Here is a 16864-nt window from a genome sequence, read left to right as displayed (position 1 = left end):
GGCCGGATGGCTTGGCTTTCGCCACCCGGCCAACACTCAACCTACCAACGCCCACTGACAGCCGCTGACGAATACCGAAACTCCCGGCAGCAGCTTTCACCCCCTTGCTCTGGTCTTCTTCTTGCTCTCGTCTTCTTCGCGTCACGGCCGGGCCGTCGACAGCGCCACCAGCAGCGGTACGACCCGTCCCGGCGGCACCTCGTAGCGGCCCCGCCCGGTCGTGTGGAGCCAGCCCGCGCCGGTCAGTTGGCGCAGGTGGTGGTAGATCTGGCCGGTCGTGCCGACCTCGTCCAGCTCGGCGAGCTCGGCCGCGGTGCGCCGGCCGCCGATGACCTCGCGCAGCAGCCGCAGCCGGACCGGGTGGCCGAGGGCGGCGAAGGACTCGGCGGTCTCGGTCCAGTCGGTATCGAGCAGGCCCTCGGTCAGCGAGCCGTGCTGCCACTCGTACTGCTCCCCGGTCGGCAGCCGTACGGCGCCCGTGAACAGCACGCCTCCGTCGGCCGCTGCCAGCTCGGCCAGCTGCTCCTTGAACCCTTGCAGGGCCCAGAAGTCGCCCTCTCCGAGGCGGGGCGCGGTGCGCTGCGCGTTCTCCAGCGCTGCAAGCCGTCGCTCGAGGTCGGCGACGCGTTCTTCGAGTTCCACGAACCTTGATATTACGGAACTACGTAATTACGTGCAACTGTAGGTCCGGCCTACGACAAAGCCCCCGCCCGATGACCGGGCGGGGGCTTCAGAGCCATAAGGCCGCTGGCTGCCTACTTGAGCAGCGCCGGGATCGTCTCCTCGTGCGCCACGCGCAGCTCCTCCAGGGAGAGCGTGAACTCGCCCTGCAGCTCCACGGAGTCGCCGTCGACGACACCGATGCGGGTGGCCGGCAGGCCCCGCGCACCGCACATGTCGTTGAAACGGACCTCCTCGGAGCGCGGCACGGCGACGACCGCGCGCCCCGCCGACTCGGAGAAGAGGAGGGTGAAGGCGTCCAGCCCGTCCGGTACGACCAGACGCGCGCCCTTGCCGCCGAGCAGCGCCGACTCCACGACCGCCTGGATCAGACCGCCGTCGGACAGGTCGTGCGCGGAGTCGATCATGCCGTCGCGGGAGGCGGAGATCAGGATCTCGGCGAGCAGGCGCTCACGCTCCAGGTCGACCTGGGGCGGCAGACCACCGAGGTGGTCGTGCACGACCTGCGACCAGGCCGAACCGCTGAACTCCTCACGCGTGTCGCCGAGGAGGTAGAGCAGCTGGCCCTCCTCCTGGAAAGCGACCGGCGTGCGCCGGGCCACGTCGTCGATGACGCCGAGGACCGCGACGACCGGCGTCGGGTGGATGGCGACCTCGCCGGTCTGGTTGTAGAGGGAGACGTTGCCGCCCGTCACCGGGGTGCCCAACTGCAGGCAGGCGTCGGCCAGTCCGCGCACCGCCTCCGCGAACTGCCACATGACCGCCGGGTCCTCGGGGGAGCCGAAGTTCAGGCAGTCGGAGACGGCGAGCGGCTTGGCGCCGGTCGTGGCGACGTTGCGGTACGCCTCCGCCAGCGCCAGCTGGGCGCCGTGGTACGGGTCCAGCTTCGCGTACCGGCCGTTGCCGTCCGTCGCGATGGCCACGCCGAGGCCCGTCTCCTCGTCGATGCGGATCATGCCGGAGTCCTCGGGCTGGGCGAGGACGGTGTTGCCCTGCACGAAGTGGTCGTACTGCGAGGTGATCCACTTCTTGGAGGCCTGGTTGGGAGAGGCCACCAGCTTCAGGACCTGGTCCTTCAGCTCAGCCGAACTCGCGGGCCGCGCAAGCTTGTTGGCGTCGTCCGCCTGAAGGGCGTCCTGCCACTCCGGGCGGGCGTACGGGCGCTCGTAGACCGGGCCCTCGTGCGCCACGGTCCGCGGGTCGACGTCGACGATCTTGCCGCCGTGCCAGTAGATCTCCAGGCGGTCGCCGTCGGTGACCTCACCGATGACGGTGGCGATGACGTCCCACTTCGCGCAGATCTCCAGGAACCGGTCGACCTTCTCCGGCTCGACCACCGCGCACATGCGTTCCTGCGACTCACTCATGAGGATTTCCTCGGGAGAGAGCGTCGAGTCACGCAGAGGTACGTCGTCCAGCGTCACGCGCATACCGCCGGAGCCGTTGGAGGCAAGCTCGGAGGTGGCACACGACAGACCGGCCGCACCGAGGTCCTGAATACCGACGACCAGCTTCTCCTGGAAGGCCTCCAGGGTGCACTCGATGAGCAGCTTCTCCTGGAAGGGGTCGCCGACCTGGACGGCGGGGCGCTTGGAGGGCTTGGCGTCGTCGAAGGTCTCGGAGGCCAGGATCGACGCGCCGCCGATGCCGTCACCACCCGTACGAGCCCCGTACAGGATGACCTTGTTGCCCGCGCCGGACGCCTTGGCGAGGTGGATGTCCTCGTGCCGCATGACGCCGATGGCACCGGCGTTGACCAGCGGGTTGCCCTGGTAGCAGGAGTCGAAGACGACCTCGCCGCCGATGTTCGGCAGACCGAGGCAGTTGCCGTAGCCGCCGATACCGGCGACGACACCGGGGAGCACCCGCTTGGTGTCCGGGTGGTCGGCCGCACCGAACCGCAGCGGGTCCACGACCGCCACCGGCCGCGCACCCATCGCGATGATGTCGCGGACGATGCCGCCGACACCGGTCGCGGCGCCCTGGTAGGGCTCGACGTACGACGGGTGGTTGTGCGACTCGACCTTGAAGGTCACGGCGTACCCCTGGCCGACGTCGACGACGCCCGCGTTCTCGCCGATGCCCACGAGCAGCGCATCGGACTGGGGTGCCTTCTCGCCGAACTGGCGCAGGTGCACCTTCGAGGACTTGTACGAGCAGTGCTCGGACCACATGACCGAGTACATGGCCAGCTCGGCACCGGTGGGCCGACGGCCGAGGATCTCCACGACCCTCTCGTACTCGTCCTTCTTCAGGCCGAGTTCGGCCCAGGGCAGCTCGACGTCGGGGGTCGCGGCCGCGTGCTCGACCGTGTCCAGAGGCGTCCGGCTCATGCGTTGACCAGCTTCTTGAGGATCGAGGTGAAGAAGGGGAGGCCGTCGGTGCGGCCGGAGCCGATGAGCGGCTCCACGGCGTGCTCCGGGTGCGGCATCAGGCCTACGACGTTGCCGGCCTCGTTGGTGATGCCTGCGATGTCGTTGAGCGAGCCGTTCGGGTTGAAGTCCAGGTAGCGGAACGCGACCCGCCCCTCGGCCTCCAGCTTGTCCAGCGTGTACTGGTCGGCGACGTAACGGCCGTCCATGTTCTTCAGCGGGATGAAGATCTCCTGGCCCGCCTCGTAGTCGCTGGTCCAAGCCGTGTCCGCGTTCTCCACCCGCAGCTTCTGGTCGCGGCAGATGAAGTGCAGGTGGTCGTTGCCGAGCATCCCGCCGGGGAGCAGGTGCGCCTCGGTGAGGACCTGGAAGCCGTTGCAGATACCGAGGACCGGAAGGCCGGCCTTCGCCTGCTCGATGACCGTCTCCATCACGGGCGAGAAGCGGGAGATCGCCCCGGCGCGCAGATAGTCGCCGTAGGAGAAACCGCCGGGCAGCACCACGGCGTCGACCTGCTTGAGGTCCTTGTCCTTGTGCCAGAGAGCGACCGGTTCGGCACCCGCGAGGCGGATCGCGCGCTGAGTGTCCCGGTCGTCAAGACTCCCCGGGAAAGTGACGACGCCAATACGAGCGGTCACTTCGCGGCCTCCGCGACTTCCTCCACCTTGACGGTGAAGTCCTCGATCACGGTGTTGGCGAGGAAGGATTCCGCAAGATCGTGGATGCGGGCGAGGGCGGCCTCGTCGACCGGCCCGTCAACTTCCAGTTCGAAACGCTTTCCCTGACGTACGTCGGAGATGCCTTCGAAACCCAGCCGCGGCAGTGCGCGCTGCACCGCCTGGCCCTGGGGGTCGAGGATCTCCGGCTTGAGCATGACGTCGACTACGACGCGTGCCACTGGCACTCCCGGTGTGTGGTGCTGAGCAGGTTCCTTCAGACTACCCGCACAAAATTTCTACGCGAGTAGAGTTGTAGGAAGCTACGTGACCGCCGTCACGATCCGGTATCGAAGGGGTACGTTCACGAAAAGTTACGGGAAAGATCCCCGATCCGCCCCGGATGGCTATTGCGCTCCGGACACGCGGGCAGATTTAGTCGGGCTTCACATTGCATTGCCGGGCACTGTACAAATGAATTGGCAAATAGCCGAGACTCGGCATGTCATCCCAGCTGAGCTGTATGACATGCCGGACGAAGGGACCGATATTCGTGGCGCAGAAGGTCGTGGTCACTCTCTTTGACGACATCGACGGCTCAGAAGCGGCGGAAACGATCGCCTTCGGACTCGACGGCAAGTCGTACGAGATCGACCTGAATGAAGCCAATGCCAAGAAACTGCGTAAGGCGCTCGCGCCGTACGTGGAGGCCGGCCGCAAGCGGTCGAAGTCGGGCAAGGCGTACCGGCAGACCGAGGTCGCCCCGGACCCGGCGGCCGTGCGGGCCTGGGCACAGGCCAACAAGATGGAGGTGCCGGCCCGCGGCCGCATCCCCAAGAAGGTCTACGAGGCGTTCGCCTCGGCGCAGTGAGCCGGGCAAACCAGTGAAACCCAGGACGCGGGGCGGCCTTTCATGCCACGCTGGACATGTCGGCGCGCGAGCCTCGAAGGCACAAGCCCAGCCCTGAGCTGGTGGACCCGGTTAGGACGGGCAGTGACCGCGCCAGACCGGCCGGGCTGTGATGCTCGGCTGCGGGGCATGGCCAACTGCCTCAGTCTTCCTCGGAAGACCGGACGCGCCTCCGTTCGTGGAGACGCAAGCCCGGGCTCTGCTCGGGCACTTGGCTAGTAGAACATCCCCAGGGGTGCGGATCCTCGCGATCCGCACCCCGCCTCATGCGACTTGGACGAGAGCCCCGTCGATGGGCTAGAGTCTGGAGCACGCCGCAGGGCACACAGCCTGCGGAAACACGCGGGTGTAGTTTAGTAGTAGAACAACCCCCTTCCAGGGGGAAGGCGCAGTGTGCAATTCCTGTCACCCGCTCTGCACCGCCGGTCCGACCACTGATGTGGATCAGGTAGGCTGGTGCTCGCACCGATCAGTGAGAGCTGGTCGGGGGCAATGCGGACGTAGCTCAGTTGGTAGAGCGCAACCTTGCCAAGGTTGAGGTCGCGAGTTCGAGCCTCGTCGTCCGCTCGGGAATGAGACCCCGGTCCAATGGACCGGGGTCTTTTCTGTATCCGCCCTGTATCCGCGCGGGGTCCCCGCCTGACATTTGTCATGCGGAGTGGTGACAGCGCGCACTGCTGCCGGGCTCCCGTTGCCGGGACGCTGGTGTCATGAACATCAACGAACACGAACACGTGATTGAGGTCACTGACCTGCGGCGTGTGTACGGGGGCGGGTTCGAGGCGGTGCGCGGGATCTCGTTCTCCGTGGAACGCGGCGAGGTCTTCGCGCTGCTCGGCACCAACGGCGCGGGCAAGACGTCCACCGTCGAGCTGCTGGAGGGGCTCGCTCGGCCGGCCGGGGGGCGGGTGCGGGTGCTCGGGCACGATCCCTGCGCCGAGCGGGACGTCGTACGGCCGCGGACCGGGGTGATGTTGCAGGAGGGCGGGTTTCCGTCCGAGCTGACCGTCGCCGAGACCGCGCGGATGTGGGCGGGGTGTGTGAGCGGGGCGCGGCCCGAGGGTCAGAGCCTGTCCGCAAACCCCCGTCGTCCGCCCGCAGGGCGGGCGCTGCGGCGTCCGGTGCGTGTGATCGCAAGGCGCCGGAGCGCCCTCGTGGCGGAGCCACGTGGGCGTTTCGGCAACGCGGCGAGCGTGCGTGCCGGGCGTCGCAGCGCAGGCGGGGGTTTGCGGACAGGCTCTGAGGTGCTGGAGCTCGTCGGGCTGGCCGGGAAGGCCGGCGTACGCGTGAAGCAGTTGTCCGGGGGTGAGCGGCGGCGGCTGGACCTGGCGCTCGCGCTGCTCGGGGATCCCGAGGTGCTGTTTCTGGACGAGCCGACGACCGGGCTGGACGCCGAAGGGCGCCGGGACACCTGGGAGTTGGTGCGGGGGCTGCGCGACACCGGTACGACCGTGCTGCTGACCACACACTACCTGGAGGAGGCCGAGGGCCTCGCCGACCGGCTGGCGATCCTGCACGAGGGGCGCATCGCGGCCGCGGGGACACCGGCCGAGGTGACCGCGGCCCAGCCGGCGCGGATCTCCTTCGAGCTGCCCGAGGGCTACTTCCTGGGGGACCTGCCGCCGCTCGCCGACATGGGGGTGAGCGGGCACGAGGTCGACGGGCGCGTCGTACGGCTGCGGACGCGTCAGCTGCAGCGGGCGGCGACCGGGCTGCTGGTGTGGGCCGAGGGGGCCGGGGTGGAGCTGCGGCGGCTGGACGTGCGGTCGGCCTCGCTGGAGGAGGCGTTCCTGGGGATCGCGCGGGAAGCCTCCGGCGCGGCGGAGAAGACGGCGAAGGAGTACGCGGCATGAGCGGCACGGTCACCACCCCGGCGGGACGGATGACGGCACTGGCCCGCGCCGAGCTGACGCTGCTCGGACGCAGCAGGGGAACACTCGTCGCCGCCCTGTTCGTGCCGCTGGTTCTGCCGTTCAGCGTGTGGTCCGCGACCAAGGACATGGACCTCGAGAAGTCCGGCCTCACCGTCGGCACCGTCGTCCTGCCCGCCGCGATCGGGTTCTCGCTGCTCTTCGCGGTGTACGGGGCGCTCGTCGGCGTCTTCACCGCCCGGCGCGAGGAACTCGTCCTCAAGCGGCTGCGCACCGGTGAGCTGCGGGACACCGAGATCCTCGCCGGGTCCGCTCTGCCGTCCCTCGCCACGGGCCTCGTGCAGTCCCTGCTCCTCGCCGTCGGCTGCACGGTCCTGCTCGACCTCCCCGCGCCTCGCGCCGCACATCTCGCCGTACTGGCCCTGCTGTTGGGCCTCGTCCTGTGCGCCTGTCTCGCGGCGGTCACCTCGGCGTTCACCCGCACCACCGAGAGCTCCCAGGTCACCACGCTTCCCGTGATGTTCGTCTCGATGCTCGGCTCCGGCATGGCCGTCCCGCTGGAGGTCCTGCCCGACCGGGTGGCCTCGGTGTGCGAACTGCTGCCGCTGACCCCGGTGATCACTCTCGTGCGCGGCGGCTGGACCGGGGAGCTGTCGGCGTACGAGGCGCTGGGGCCCGTGATGACCGCCCTGGCCTGGACCGCGCTGGGCGTGTTTGCTGTGCAGCGGTGGTTCCGCTGGGAACCGCGGCGTTGACGTAGGGGGAGAGCGGCGGATGCGCGGGCCGGGCAAGTGGTGGCGGGGGAAGAGCACGCCGGAGAAGGTCGAGACGTACACGCGGTGGTCGTTCCACTTCTTCGCGGTGGTCGAGGTCATGACGGTCGGGCTGTCGGCCGCCGGTGAGGTCGGGCCCGGGCTGGGCGGCTGGCTGATGCTCCTCGTCTGCGTGCACGCGGCGGTCTGTGCCCTGACCGTGTCTCGGGCGCTGGACTGGGTGTGCGGTCGGCGTAAGCAGCCCCTACGGCTGTTGTGGACACTCGGCGCCGTCACCGCGGCGGTCGCCGTCACGGCTCTCGCCGTCGCCGAGCACGGTCCGGACGGTGACGGCGTCGACGCCGCGGCTGGTGGGGTTTTCGGCGTCGTGCTGATCTTCGGGGCGGGCTCCATCTCGCTCGGCGTGCGCAACCGGCGGCGCGTGTACGCCGTCGTCGCGGGCTTCGCGGCGGGTGCGGGGCTCGTCGCGTTTCCGCTGGGCCAGCCCGCTCCCGTCGCGCTGGTCAGTGCGCTGTCGGTGCTGCTCGGCAGCGGGTTCCTCGCCTTCACGGCCGTCTTCTCCGTCTGGCTGCTCAAGGCCGTCTACGAGCTCGACGAGGCCCGTGAGACCCGCGCCCGGCTGGCCGTCGCCGAGGAGCGGCTGCGGTTCGGGCGGGATCTGCACGACGTGATGGGGCGGAATCTGGCGGTCATCGCGTTGAAGAGCGAGCTTGCCGTGCAGTTGGCGCGGCGGGGGCGGCCCGAGGCCGTGGAGCAGATGATCGAGGTGCAGCGGATCGCGCAGGAGTCGCAGCGCGAGGTGCGCGATGTCGTACGGGGATACCGGGAGGCCGACCTGGGGGTCGAACTCGCCGGTGCGCAGGGTGTGTTGACGGCGGCCGGCATCGAGTGCGAGGTGACCGGGGAGGCGGCCGGGCTGCCCGCCGAGGTGCAGTCGGCGCTGGCGTGGGTGGTGCGGGAGGCGACCACCAATGTGCTGCGGCACGGGGATGCCGGGCGGTGCGCGGTGGGAGTGCGGGTGACAGAGGGGCGTGTGGTGTTGACGGTGGAGAACGACGGGGCTGCCGGAGCCTCCGACGGGGGTGGAGGCTCCGACGGGGGTAGCGCCTCCGACGGGGGCGGGGGCTCCGGCCTGGCCGGGCTGCGGGAGCGGCTGGCCGCGGTGGACGGCACCTTGGAGGCCTGCCGCGTCGGGGAGGCGACGTTCCGGCTGGTGGCTGAGGTGCCGCTGACGGAGGCGGACGTGCGGGAGGTCGCCGTATGACCGGCCGTACGAACCGGCCCGTACGGCTGCTGCTCGCCGACGACGAGCATCTGATCCGGGGGGCGCTCGCCACGCTGCTCTCCCTTGAGGACGACCTCGTGATCGTCGCCGAGGCGGCGAGCGGGCCGGAGGCGCTGGCGATGGCACGGGCGCACGAACCCGATGTCGCCGTACTGGATCTTCAGATGCCCGGGGCGGACGGTGTGAAGGTCGCCACATCTCTGCGCGCCGGACTGCCCGGATGCAAGGTGCTGATCGTGACCAGTCACGGGCGGCCCGGACATCTGAAGCGGGCCCTTGAGGCGGGTGTGCGGGGGTTCGTCCCGAAGACCGTGAGCGCTCAGCGGCTCGCGGAGATCATCCGTACCGTGCATGCCGGAAACCGTTACGTCGACCCGGAGTTGGCCGCCGACGCGATCGCCGCCGGAGACTCGCCGCTGACCGCGCGCGAGGCCGAGGTGCTGGAACTCGCCGCCGACGGGGCGCCCGTCGCGGAGATCGCGGAGCGGGCCGCGCTGTCGCAGGGGACCGTGCGGAACTATCTGTCGTCGGCCGTCTCGAAGCTCGGGGCGGAGAACCGGCACACGGCAGTGCGTCTCGCGCGGGAGCGAGGTTGGGTATAGTTGCTCTCACGCCACGGCGCAATGCGGACGTAGCTCAGTTGGTAGAGCGCAACCTTGCCAAGGTTGAGGTCGCGAGTTCGAGCCTCGTCGTCCGCTCCAGATGAAAGCCCCCGGTTTCGGCCGGGGGCTTTTGCGTTGCCTTGCCCCCGGCTTTCGCCGGGGGCTTCGCGGTTTCCGCGCTGGGGCCTGTCTGACAATTCCCGTCGTCCGCCCGGAGGGCGGGCCCTGCGGCGTCATGGGGGTCCCCCCGCGCGACGCGCGAGGTTGTTCGAGCGTGGGGGAGCGTGCGATCGCAAGGCGCCGGAGCCGCCCTCGATGGGGGTGCCCCCGCGCGAGCCGAGCGAAGCCGGTTCGAGCGGGGGGGGGAGGAGCCACGTGGGCGGTTCGGCAACGCGGCTGGGGTCCCCCCCTCTGGGGAGTGCGTGCCAGACGCCGCGGGGCAGGCGGGAATTGTCAGACAGGCCCTAGGACCAGCTCGTGCCCGTCAGGCGCTCGTACGCCTCCACGTACTTCGCCCGCGTCGCGTCCACGACCTCCTGGGGCAGCGGCGGCGGGGGCTGCTCGCTCTTCCTGTCCCAGCCGGAGGCCGGCGAGGTCAGCCAGTCACGGACGAACTGCTTGTCGTACGACGGCTGCGCGCGGCCCGGCTCCCACTGGTCGGCCGGCCAGAAGCGCGAGGAGTCCGGGGTGAGGACCTCGTCGGCGATGACCAGGGTCTCTCCCTCGAAGCCGAACTCGAACTTGGTGTCCGCGAGGATGATGCCGCGGTCACGGGCGATGTCCCGGCCGCGGGAGTAGACGGCGAGGGTCGCCTGGCGCAGCTGGGCGGCGGTGTCGGCGCCGACCTGGCGGGCGACCTCCTCGTAGGAGACGTTCTCGTCGTGCTCGCCGACCGCGGCCTTGGTGGCCGGGGTGAAGATCGGGGCGGGGAGCTCCGAGCCGTCGACGAGGCCTTCGGGGAGGGCGAGGCCGCAGACGGTGCGGGAGTCGTTGTACTCGACCAGGCCGGATCCGGTGAGGTAGCCGCGGGCCACGGCCTCCACCGGGACCATCTGGAGCGACTTGCAGACGAGGGTGCGGCCCGCCCAGTCGGCGGGGGCGCCTGCGGGCACGTCGGTGCCCAGGACGTGGTTGGGGACCAGGTCGGCGAGCTGGTCGAACCACCAGAGGGAGAGCTGGGTGAGGATACGGCCCTTGTCGGGGATCTCGGTGGGGAGCACCCAGTCGTACGCCGACATGCGGTCGCTGGCGACCATCACGAGGTCGCCCGCCTCGTTCTGGTACAGCTCGCGCACCTTGCCGGTGTGCAGGTGTACCAAGCCCGGAACCTGGATCGGCTCGGGCTTTTCTACGAATCCGGACACGGTTCCTCCCCGTGGTTCTGTCCAAGTGGAATCGATTCTCCCGTATGCCGGGGATCGGTCATGGACGGGGTGGCTTCAGCAGGGTTCAGTCACGCTTGCAGATGCGGTCCAGGAGGTTTGCGGTGGCACGCTGGACACGGGCGTCCACGTGGCCCGGGCGGTCCAGTGCCGGGGACCAGGCGAAGGTTCCGGACGCGAAGATCAGGGCGCCGGAGGGGGCGCGGTAGAGGGACGTCTCCTGGTGGCGGAGGGCGCCGTCGCGGTCGGTGTACGGGGAGTGGGCGAGCAGGATGCGCTCCTCGTGCTCGGGCAGCGGGGTGCGCGGGAAGTAGCGGTCGGCCTCGCCGGCGACCAGGCCCTCGACCTCGTCGCCCTCGTGGGCGCCGGTCGCCTCCCAGAGCCAGTGGTCGGCGTTGCGGACGATCAGGGGGTGCGGCTCGGGGACCTGGCCCGCGTACTGGATGCCGATCACCTCCTGCTCGGGGCGGTCGATTTCCCGCCAGAGCACCGGGCGGCCCGGCCCCTGGCGTTTGCGGCAGGTCATCAGGCGGTCGGGGACGCCGGACGGGGAGGGGCCCAACTCGACCTGCCAGTACATGGAGTTGGCGGAGAGGAAGACGAGGGACGTGCCGTTCTCGCGGGCGAGTTCCACGGTGCGGCGCATGTTGCTCGACCAGTACTCGTCGTGGCCGGGGAAGACCAGGCCGCGGTAGCGGGTGGGGTCGACATGGCCCGCGTGCAGGTCGCGGGCGTCGGCGTAGGCGAGGTCGTAGCCGTAGCGCTCGGCCCAGCGGATGAAGTCGTAGGCGTGGCCGACATGCAGGGGCAGGCCCGCGCCCGCGTACGGGCGGTCGAAGGAGACGGTCGTGGCGGCGTCGGCCTCGCCGAGCAGGCGGCCGTCCTCGTCCCAGGCGTGGTAGAGGCTGGCGCCGATGCGGCCGTCCTCGGGGTAGAGGTTGTAGGCCTGCCAGGTGACGTCGGGGAGGAGCAGGAGCAGGTCCGCAGGGTGCTTGTCGCGCACGGTGAAGGGGATGTGGGAGCGGTAGCCGTCGGCGGTGGTCAGGACGGCCACGTAGGCGCCGATGCTCCAGTACGAGGGGACCTGCAGGCGCCAGGACAGCCACCAGTGGTGGCAGGAGACCGTGCGGTCGGCGGTGAGCGGCGGGGGCTGCACGATGCCGGAGAGGCGGGGGCTGGTGGTGATCTTGGCGGCGCCGTCGCCGCTGTAGTGGCCGATGCGGTAGATGTCGACGGCGAATTCCTGGGGCGGGTCGACGGTGATGTGGAAGTCGACGGCCTCGCCGGGGGCGACCGCGCCGGTCGAGGTGAAGCCCTTGATCTGCCGGTGGACGTCGTCGGCGGAGCGGGGGCCGGCGCTGCGGGGCGCCGGGACCCTCGGGGTGCCCGATGTCGGGGGGTGGGCCTGGCCGTCGACGTACCAGGGGACGACCTGGCCGGTGTCGTCGAAGTACGTCACGTTGCCGCGCAGCCAGGGGACGGGGCCCTGGCCGAAGGGGTCCGTCACCGCGTGCGCGAGTGCCCCCGACTCCCAGCGGCGGATCTGCTCCGACCCCATGGCCATACCCCTCCCTCGTCCCCCGTGGTGGTGCATCGAGCGCTCTGTGTGGTGCAAGTGCTGGGTGCGCTTGCGGTTTCTGTCGTGCGACGCGGGCTTTTGTACGGCTGTCGTATGTCGCAAGCCCTTGCCATGTGCGCTATCGATCCCAGCACATCACATTCCGCACGCATGTTGTCACTATTCGTTGCGAATTGGCCGAAAGTGGAACCGGGGGTTCCGACCGCATACGGCGGGAAACAGCCGTCAGACCAGACGTACCGGCTTCTCCGGGCGTATCCCCGACTCCACCAGCCAGGCGCGCAGCGGCACCGGATCGCCGTCCTCGATGAGGCTGAGGACTCTGGGGGTCAGGTCGGCCGCTCTCTCGCCGTCGATGAGGAGGGTGGGGCCGTCGAGCCAGTCCAGGCCGGGGGCCGCACCCGCGGTGTCCATCGCGGCGCAGCACACCATCGCCGTGACGTGGTCGGTGAGCAGCTCGCGGGCGGTGCGGGGTGGCTGCAGCGGGAAGAGGGGGAGCGCGCCGATGTCCAGGAGGGTGGTGCCGGGGTCAGGGGACGTCGTCTGCTCCGCGGGAGCTGCGGCCTCTTCGCGGGCCAGCTCGGCGGTCAGGCCGGCGGCGAGAGCGGAGCTTCGCTCGGTTTCCTGGTCGTCGGGGGAGCCGTCCTCGGACATGGCTGCGTAGGGGGCCTTGGGGGCCTTGGGGGCCTTGGGCGGCTTCGGGGGCGGAGGCGGGGCGGCGGGGGCGGCATGGGCGTCGGCCGGCCGGGCGGTCGTGGAGTCGTCCGGTGGGGTCGCGAGGTGCTCCATGACGCGGGCCAGGGTCGGGCCACTCGCCTCCGGGGGTGTGCCGTCGGTGGTGCGGCGGACGCCGAGAGCGTCGAGGACGCGGTGCAGGCGGGCCGCGTCGGTGCGCCATTTGCGGTCGACGACCTCCTCCGGGTACTCCTGCCAGTCCACCGGGGACCAGTCCGGGCCGGACTCGGCGGGGGCGCCCCGGGAGCCGTGGAAGAGGCGGGCGGCGAGGAGTGAGGCGGCCTCGTCGACCGCGCCGGGCTCTTCGAGCAGGTCGCAGGCGGGGCGCTCGCCCAGCCGGGAGGCGAAGCCCTCGGCCAGGCGGTCCCGGCGGGACAGCTCGGTGAGGGCGGCGACGACGCCCGCGTCCAGCCGGGACGGCCAGCGACCCATCCGCCAGGCGGGCAGCGCCACACGGGTGAGCAGCCGGTCCCAGCCGGCGTACGCCAGCCCGACCTGTTCCTGGGCGACGATCCGCAGCCCGTAATCCACAGCCTGTGCACGCTCGGCGGCCGCGCCGGCCACGCCCCGCTCCATCTCGGTGGCGTGCTCCCGGCAGCTGCGCAGCAGCAGCCGCGCGACCCAGCCGACGCCCGCACACACCGCCCGCGACCCCGGGCAACGGCCGCGCGTCGAGGAGACGGCCACGGCGGCGTCCAGGCCCCGGACGAAGCGCCGGGCCTGGGCTATGTCCGGGTGCGCGGAAGGTCCCGTACCGGCGACGACCGGGGCGAGGACCGCACGCAACTCGCCGACGCGCATCCACCACAGGAACGGGGAGCCGATGACGAGGACGGGGGCGGCCGGCGCACGGCGGTGGGCGCGGCGCGTGCTTCCGCCACGCAGGCCGTTGAGCTCGTACTCGTCGCGGTCCTCGGCCGAGGGCGGGCCGTGGGACGGGTGGGTGCGGTCCTCCAGCCAGCTGTCGCAGTCCGGGGTGAGCGCTATCGCGGACGGGGCGGGGACGTCGAGGCGGTCGGCGAGGTCGCGCACCATCCGGTACAGGTCCGGGGCCTGCTCCTCGGCTATCGGGACCGTGGGGCTGACGGCGGGGCGGGCGCGGGCGACGACCAGGGCGATGCCGGCGGCGGCCAGCAGGACGAGGACGGCGACGGGGGTCACGACCCAGCGGGCGGCGTGCCAGCCCGGGCCGACGAGGTGGTCGGTGGAGGCGCCGACGAGCAGCACCACGGCGACCGCCGCGGGCAGCAGGGCGACAGCGAGCGCTCGGCTGCGGATGCGCAGCACGGCGAGTGCCCGGGCGCGCGCAGACTGCGCACCGACCTCCACACCCATACCTGTCACGGCCGGACCTCACCCCCTCCCCACTGCCCTGGCTGTCCGAACTGTCCTGGCTTTGCTCACTCCCCCACTGTGGCACCCACCACTGACATCGCAATGCCGGTGGGCCAAGTGCCGGAACGCTTGCGCCGCACCCTAGTTGGGGCTTCGGCCCACGTCAGCCGGATGGGGCAGCGGTCACTCGATGGAATGGCTTTGGGGAAAGGTGGATGACGGACAGCGAGGATCAGGCCCCTGATCCCGGGCAAGAACCAGGCCCCGAATCCTGAGACGGATTCGGGGCCTGCGAGGTTGTCTCGGGTTGTCTTGGGTTGTCCTGTGCGGTGGCAGATTGCGCCTGCGCGGTAGGCCCGCGGGCCTTCTACGCGCCCGCCGCCACCTTCGCCGCGATGTCCGTACGGTGCTGGGAGCCGTCGAGCTCGATGCGGGCCACGGCCTTGTACGCGCGGTCGCGGGCCTCGGTGAGGTCCTTGCCGGTCGCCGTGATGGACAGGACGCGGCCGCCGGCGCTGACGATCGCGTCGCCGTCGCGCTTGGTGCCGGCGTGCAGGACGTAGGCGTGCGGGGCGTCCTCGGCGGCGACCTCGTCGAGGCCGGTGATCGGATCGCCGGTGCGCGGGGTGGCGGGGTAGTTGTGCGAGGCGACGACCACGGTGACCGCGGCGTCCTCGCTCCAGCGCAGGGGCGCCAGGTCGGCCAGGTCACCCTTGGCGGCGGCCAGCAGGACGCCGGCCAGCGGGGTCTTCAGGCGGGCCAGGACGACCTGGGTCTCGGGGTCGCCGAAGCGGGCGTTGAACTCGATGACGCGGACGCCGCGCGAGGTGATCGCGAGTCCGGCGTAGAGCAGCCCGGAGAAGGGGGTGCCGCGGCGGCGCATCTCGTCGACGGTCGGCTGCAGGACCGTCTCCATGACCTCCTCGACCAGCTTCGGGTCGGCCCACGGGAGCGGCGAGTACGCGCCCATGCCGCCGGTGTTCGGGCCCTCGTCGCCGTCCAGCGCCCGCTTGAAGTCCTGGGCGGGCTGCAGCGGGACGACCGTCTCGCCGTCGGTGATGGCGAAGAGGGACACCTCGGGGCCGTCGAGGTACTCCTCGATGACGACGCGCTCGCACCCGGCGGCGTGAGTCTTGGCGGCCTCGATGTCGCTCGTGACGACGACGCCCTTGCCGGCGGCGAGGCCGTCGTCCTTGACCACGTACGGGGCGCCGAAGGCGTCGAGGGCGTCGGCGACCTCGACGGGTGTGGTGCAGACGTACGACCGTGCCGTGGGCACCGCGGCCGCCGCCATCACGTCCTTCGCGAACGCCTTGGAGCCCTCGAGCTGCGCCGCCTCCTTGGAGGGCCCGAAGACGGGGATGCCCGCCTCGCGCACGGCGTCGGCGACCCCGGCTACGAGGGGCGCCTCCGGCCCTACGACCACGAGGTCGGCACCGAGCTCCGTGGCCAGCGCGGATACGGCCGCGCCGTCCAGGGCGTCGACCTGGTGCAGCTCGGCGACCTCGGCGATGCCGGCGTTGCCGGGGGCGCAGTGCAGCGCGGTGACGTCGGGGTCGAGGGACAGAGAGCGGCACAGGGCGTGTTCGCGGGCGCCGTTACCGATGACGAGGACCTTCACGGGGGTCAGCCTAACGGGGTTTTTGTGCGAGGTGCCGAGGGGCCGGGGGTTGGTGACCTATCTGTTCCTCCAAGACCCAGGCACCGTCGGGGTTGCCGTCCCCTGGGGACTTGCAGCCCCCGGACCCCCGCCTCGGCCGTGAAGGTCCCCTACTCGTTCGTGAACTCCTCCACCACCGTCGCCCCCAGCTCCCGCACGATCAGCTCGTAGCCGGACAGGGCCGACTCGTTGAGGTCCGGATCGTCGTCCTCCGGGATGTCGTCCTCGATGGACACCGGGGGCCGCGGCTCCGGTGCTGAGGAGGGCCGGGGCGCCGAGGCGGGGGCAGCGGTCGGTGCCGGGGCCGCCGGAGGCGGGGTGGGTGTGGAGGGCGTCGGCTGGGGAGGGGCCGGGCGCTGGGCGGTCGTACCGCCACCGCCGTAGCCACTGTTGCCGCCGCCACCGAAGCCGGAGGAACCGCCCGGCGACGGGGGCGCCGAGCCTCCGCCCGACGGGTCGACGACGGCCTCGATCTTCCACTGGACGTTGAACTGCTCGCCCAGCGCCTGCCGCAGAACGTCCTCGCTGCCGCTGCTCACGAAGTTGTCGCGCGCGCCTGCGTTGACGAAGCCGAGTTGGAGGGTGGTGCCGTCGAAGCCGGCCACCTGGGCGTTCTGGCTGAGCAGGATCCAGGTGAAGCGGCGACGGTTCTTGACCGCCTCGAGGATGTTCGGCCAGAGCATGCGGGGGTCGAGGCCGCCGCTCGGGGGCGCGTAGGCCGGTGCCGCGCCTGCACCGGGAGCGGGCGTGGGCGTGGGCGCCGTGGGCTGCGGTGCGGGCGGAGGCTGGGGCGCGGGGGCGCCGCTCGACGCGGCCTGGGGCTGGGCGCCGCCACCCGCCGGGGTCGCCGTGGGCCAGCCGCCGGGGCGCCGGCCGCCACCTGCGGGCGCGGCGGTGGGCCATGCACCCGGGGCGGCGGCGGGGGGTGCGGCGGGAGCGGGTGCGGGGGGCGGGGCGGGCGGGGCCCGGGGGGGCTGAGGCCGCTGGTAGCTCTTCGGGGGCCGGACGGGGGGCGAGGGGGCG

At 71.3% G+C, this 16864-nt stretch carries 13 protein-coding genes, 3 tRNA genes and 1 pseudogene; 8 read left to right on the top strand and 9 right to left on the bottom strand.

Annotation, left to right across the window (positions count from 1 at the left end; all coding sequences use genetic code 11):
* Nucleotides 1–141 precede the first annotated feature (141 nt).
* The 4 genes from ADL12_RS15315 to purS form a co-directional block, all read right to left on the bottom strand.
* Complete coding sequence (locus ADL12_RS15315) at nucleotides 142–642, bottom strand: ArsR/SmtB family transcription factor (RefSeq protein WP_062702645.1); 501 nt, start codon at nucleotides 640–642, stop codon at nucleotides 142–144.
* A 113-nt stretch (nucleotides 643–755) separates the two neighbouring features.
* Nucleotides 756–3014, bottom strand: a complete 2259-nt coding sequence (purL, locus tag ADL12_RS15310; protein WP_062702643.1) for a phosphoribosylformylglycinamidine synthase subunit PurL — start codon at nucleotides 3012–3014, stop codon at nucleotides 756–758.
* Nucleotides 3011–3691 (bottom strand): phosphoribosylformylglycinamidine synthase subunit PurQ, encoded by a 681-nt coding sequence (purQ, locus tag ADL12_RS15305; protein WP_062702642.1) that lies wholly within the window; start codon nucleotides 3689–3691, stop codon nucleotides 3011–3013. The genes purL and purQ overlap by 4 nt, the downstream gene beginning before the upstream one ends.
* The gene (gene purS / locus ADL12_RS15300) at nucleotides 3688–3951 is read right to left on the bottom strand and encodes a phosphoribosylformylglycinamidine synthase subunit PurS (RefSeq protein WP_015659417.1); all 264 of its coding nucleotides are present in this window, start codon (nucleotides 3949–3951) and stop codon (nucleotides 3688–3690) included. The genes purQ and purS overlap by 4 nt, the downstream gene beginning before the upstream one ends.
* 311 nt (nucleotides 3952–4262) lie before the next feature.
* Here purS and ADL12_RS15295 point away from each other — a divergent pair, with 311 nt between their 5' ends.
* From ADL12_RS15295 to ADL12_RS15260, 8 genes are all read left to right on the top strand, one after another.
* On the top strand, nucleotides 4263–4580 hold the full coding sequence (locus ADL12_RS15295; RefSeq protein WP_062702641.1) for a histone-like nucleoid-structuring protein Lsr2: 318 nt from the start codon (nucleotides 4263–4265) through the stop codon (nucleotides 4578–4580).
* A 381-nt stretch (nucleotides 4581–4961) separates the two neighbouring features.
* Nucleotides 4962–5033 (top strand) — tRNA-Gly (locus ADL12_RS15290).
* An 80-nt stretch (nucleotides 5034–5113) separates the two neighbouring features.
* Nucleotides 5114–5186, top strand: a tRNA-Gly gene (locus ADL12_RS15285).
* A 143-nt stretch (nucleotides 5187–5329) separates the two neighbouring features.
* Nucleotides 5330–6472 (top strand): ABC transporter ATP-binding protein, encoded by a 1143-nt coding sequence (locus tag ADL12_RS15280; protein WP_062702640.1) that lies wholly within the window; start codon nucleotides 5330–5332, stop codon nucleotides 6470–6472.
* Nucleotides 6469–7245 (top strand): ABC transporter permease, encoded by a 777-nt coding sequence (locus ADL12_RS15275; RefSeq protein ID WP_062702639.1) that lies wholly within the window; start codon nucleotides 6469–6471, stop codon nucleotides 7243–7245. Before ADL12_RS15280 ends, ADL12_RS15275 begins: the two co-directional genes overlap by 4 nt.
* Nucleotides 7246–7264: 19 nt before the next feature.
* Entirely contained in the window at nucleotides 7265–8527 is a 1263-nt protein-coding gene (locus tag ADL12_RS15270) for a sensor histidine kinase (protein ID WP_062702638.1), read from the top strand.
* Complete coding sequence (locus tag ADL12_RS15265; RefSeq protein WP_062702636.1) at nucleotides 8524–9150, top strand: response regulator transcription factor; 627 nt, start codon at nucleotides 8524–8526, stop codon at nucleotides 9148–9150. Before ADL12_RS15270 ends, ADL12_RS15265 begins: the two co-directional genes overlap by 4 nt.
* Before the next feature lie 23 nt (nucleotides 9151–9173).
* Nucleotides 9174–9249, top strand: a tRNA-Gly gene (locus tag ADL12_RS15260).
* Nucleotides 9250–9614: 365 nt separating this feature from the next.
* Here ADL12_RS15260 and ADL12_RS15255 read toward each other — a convergent pair.
* The 5 genes and pseudogenes from ADL12_RS15255 to ADL12_RS49225 all read right to left on the bottom strand — a co-directional run.
* Complete coding sequence (locus ADL12_RS15255) at nucleotides 9615–10514, bottom strand: phosphoribosylaminoimidazolesuccinocarboxamide synthase (protein ID WP_062702634.1); 900 nt, start codon at nucleotides 10512–10514, stop codon at nucleotides 9615–9617.
* An 85-nt stretch (nucleotides 10515–10599) separates the two neighbouring features.
* Nucleotides 10600–12090, bottom strand: a complete 1491-nt coding sequence (locus ADL12_RS15250) for a N,N-dimethylformamidase beta subunit family domain-containing protein (protein WP_062702646.1) — start codon at nucleotides 12088–12090, stop codon at nucleotides 10600–10602.
* A gap of 246 nt (nucleotides 12091–12336) precedes the next feature.
* The gene (locus ADL12_RS15245) at nucleotides 12337–14190 is read right to left on the bottom strand and encodes a hypothetical protein (RefSeq protein ID WP_062702632.1); all 1854 of its coding nucleotides are present in this window, start codon (nucleotides 14188–14190) and stop codon (nucleotides 12337–12339) included.
* A 358-nt stretch (nucleotides 14191–14548) separates the two neighbouring features.
* Nucleotides 14549–15802 (bottom strand): phosphoribosylamine--glycine ligase, encoded by a 1254-nt coding sequence (purD, locus tag ADL12_RS15240; protein WP_062702630.1) that lies wholly within the window; start codon nucleotides 15800–15802, stop codon nucleotides 14549–14551.
* A 149-nt stretch (nucleotides 15803–15951) separates the two neighbouring features.
* Nucleotides 15952–16864 (bottom strand): annotated as a pseudogene (locus tag ADL12_RS49225) (DNA polymerase III subunit gamma and tau); the annotation flags it as partial.

The sequence above is a fragment of the Streptomyces regalis genome, assembly GCF_001509475.1.
Taxonomy (GTDB): domain Bacteria; phylum Actinomycetota; class Actinomycetes; order Streptomycetales; family Streptomycetaceae; genus Streptomyces; species Streptomyces regalis.
The sequence above is the reverse complement of the archived record's forward strand: the minus strand, read 5'-3'. Positions and strand labels throughout refer to the sequence as shown.

What these genes read in the sequence shown, in the direction of transcription:
- ADL12_RS15275 (WP_062702639.1), top strand. Translation starts at nt 6,469, where the DNA reads ATGAGCGGCACGGTCACCACCCCGGCGGGACGGATGACGGCACTGGCC.
- ADL12_RS15250 (WP_062702646.1), bottom strand. Translation starts at nt 12,090, where the DNA reads ATGGGGTCGGAGCAGATCCGCCGCTGGGAGTCGGGGGCACTCGCGCAC.
- purL (WP_062702643.1), bottom strand. Translation starts at nt 3,014, where the DNA reads ATGAGCCGGACGCCTCTGGACACGGTCGAGCACGCGGCCGCGACCCCC.
- ADL12_RS15280 (WP_062702640.1), top strand. Translation starts at nt 5,330, where the DNA reads ATGAACATCAACGAACACGAACACGTGATTGAGGTCACTGACCTGCGG.
- ADL12_RS15265 (WP_062702636.1), top strand. Translation starts at nt 8,524, where the DNA reads ATGACCGGCCGTACGAACCGGCCCGTACGGCTGCTGCTCGCCGACGAC.
- ADL12_RS15270 (WP_062702638.1), top strand. Translation starts at nt 7,265, where the DNA reads ATGCGCGGGCCGGGCAAGTGGTGGCGGGGGAAGAGCACGCCGGAGAAG.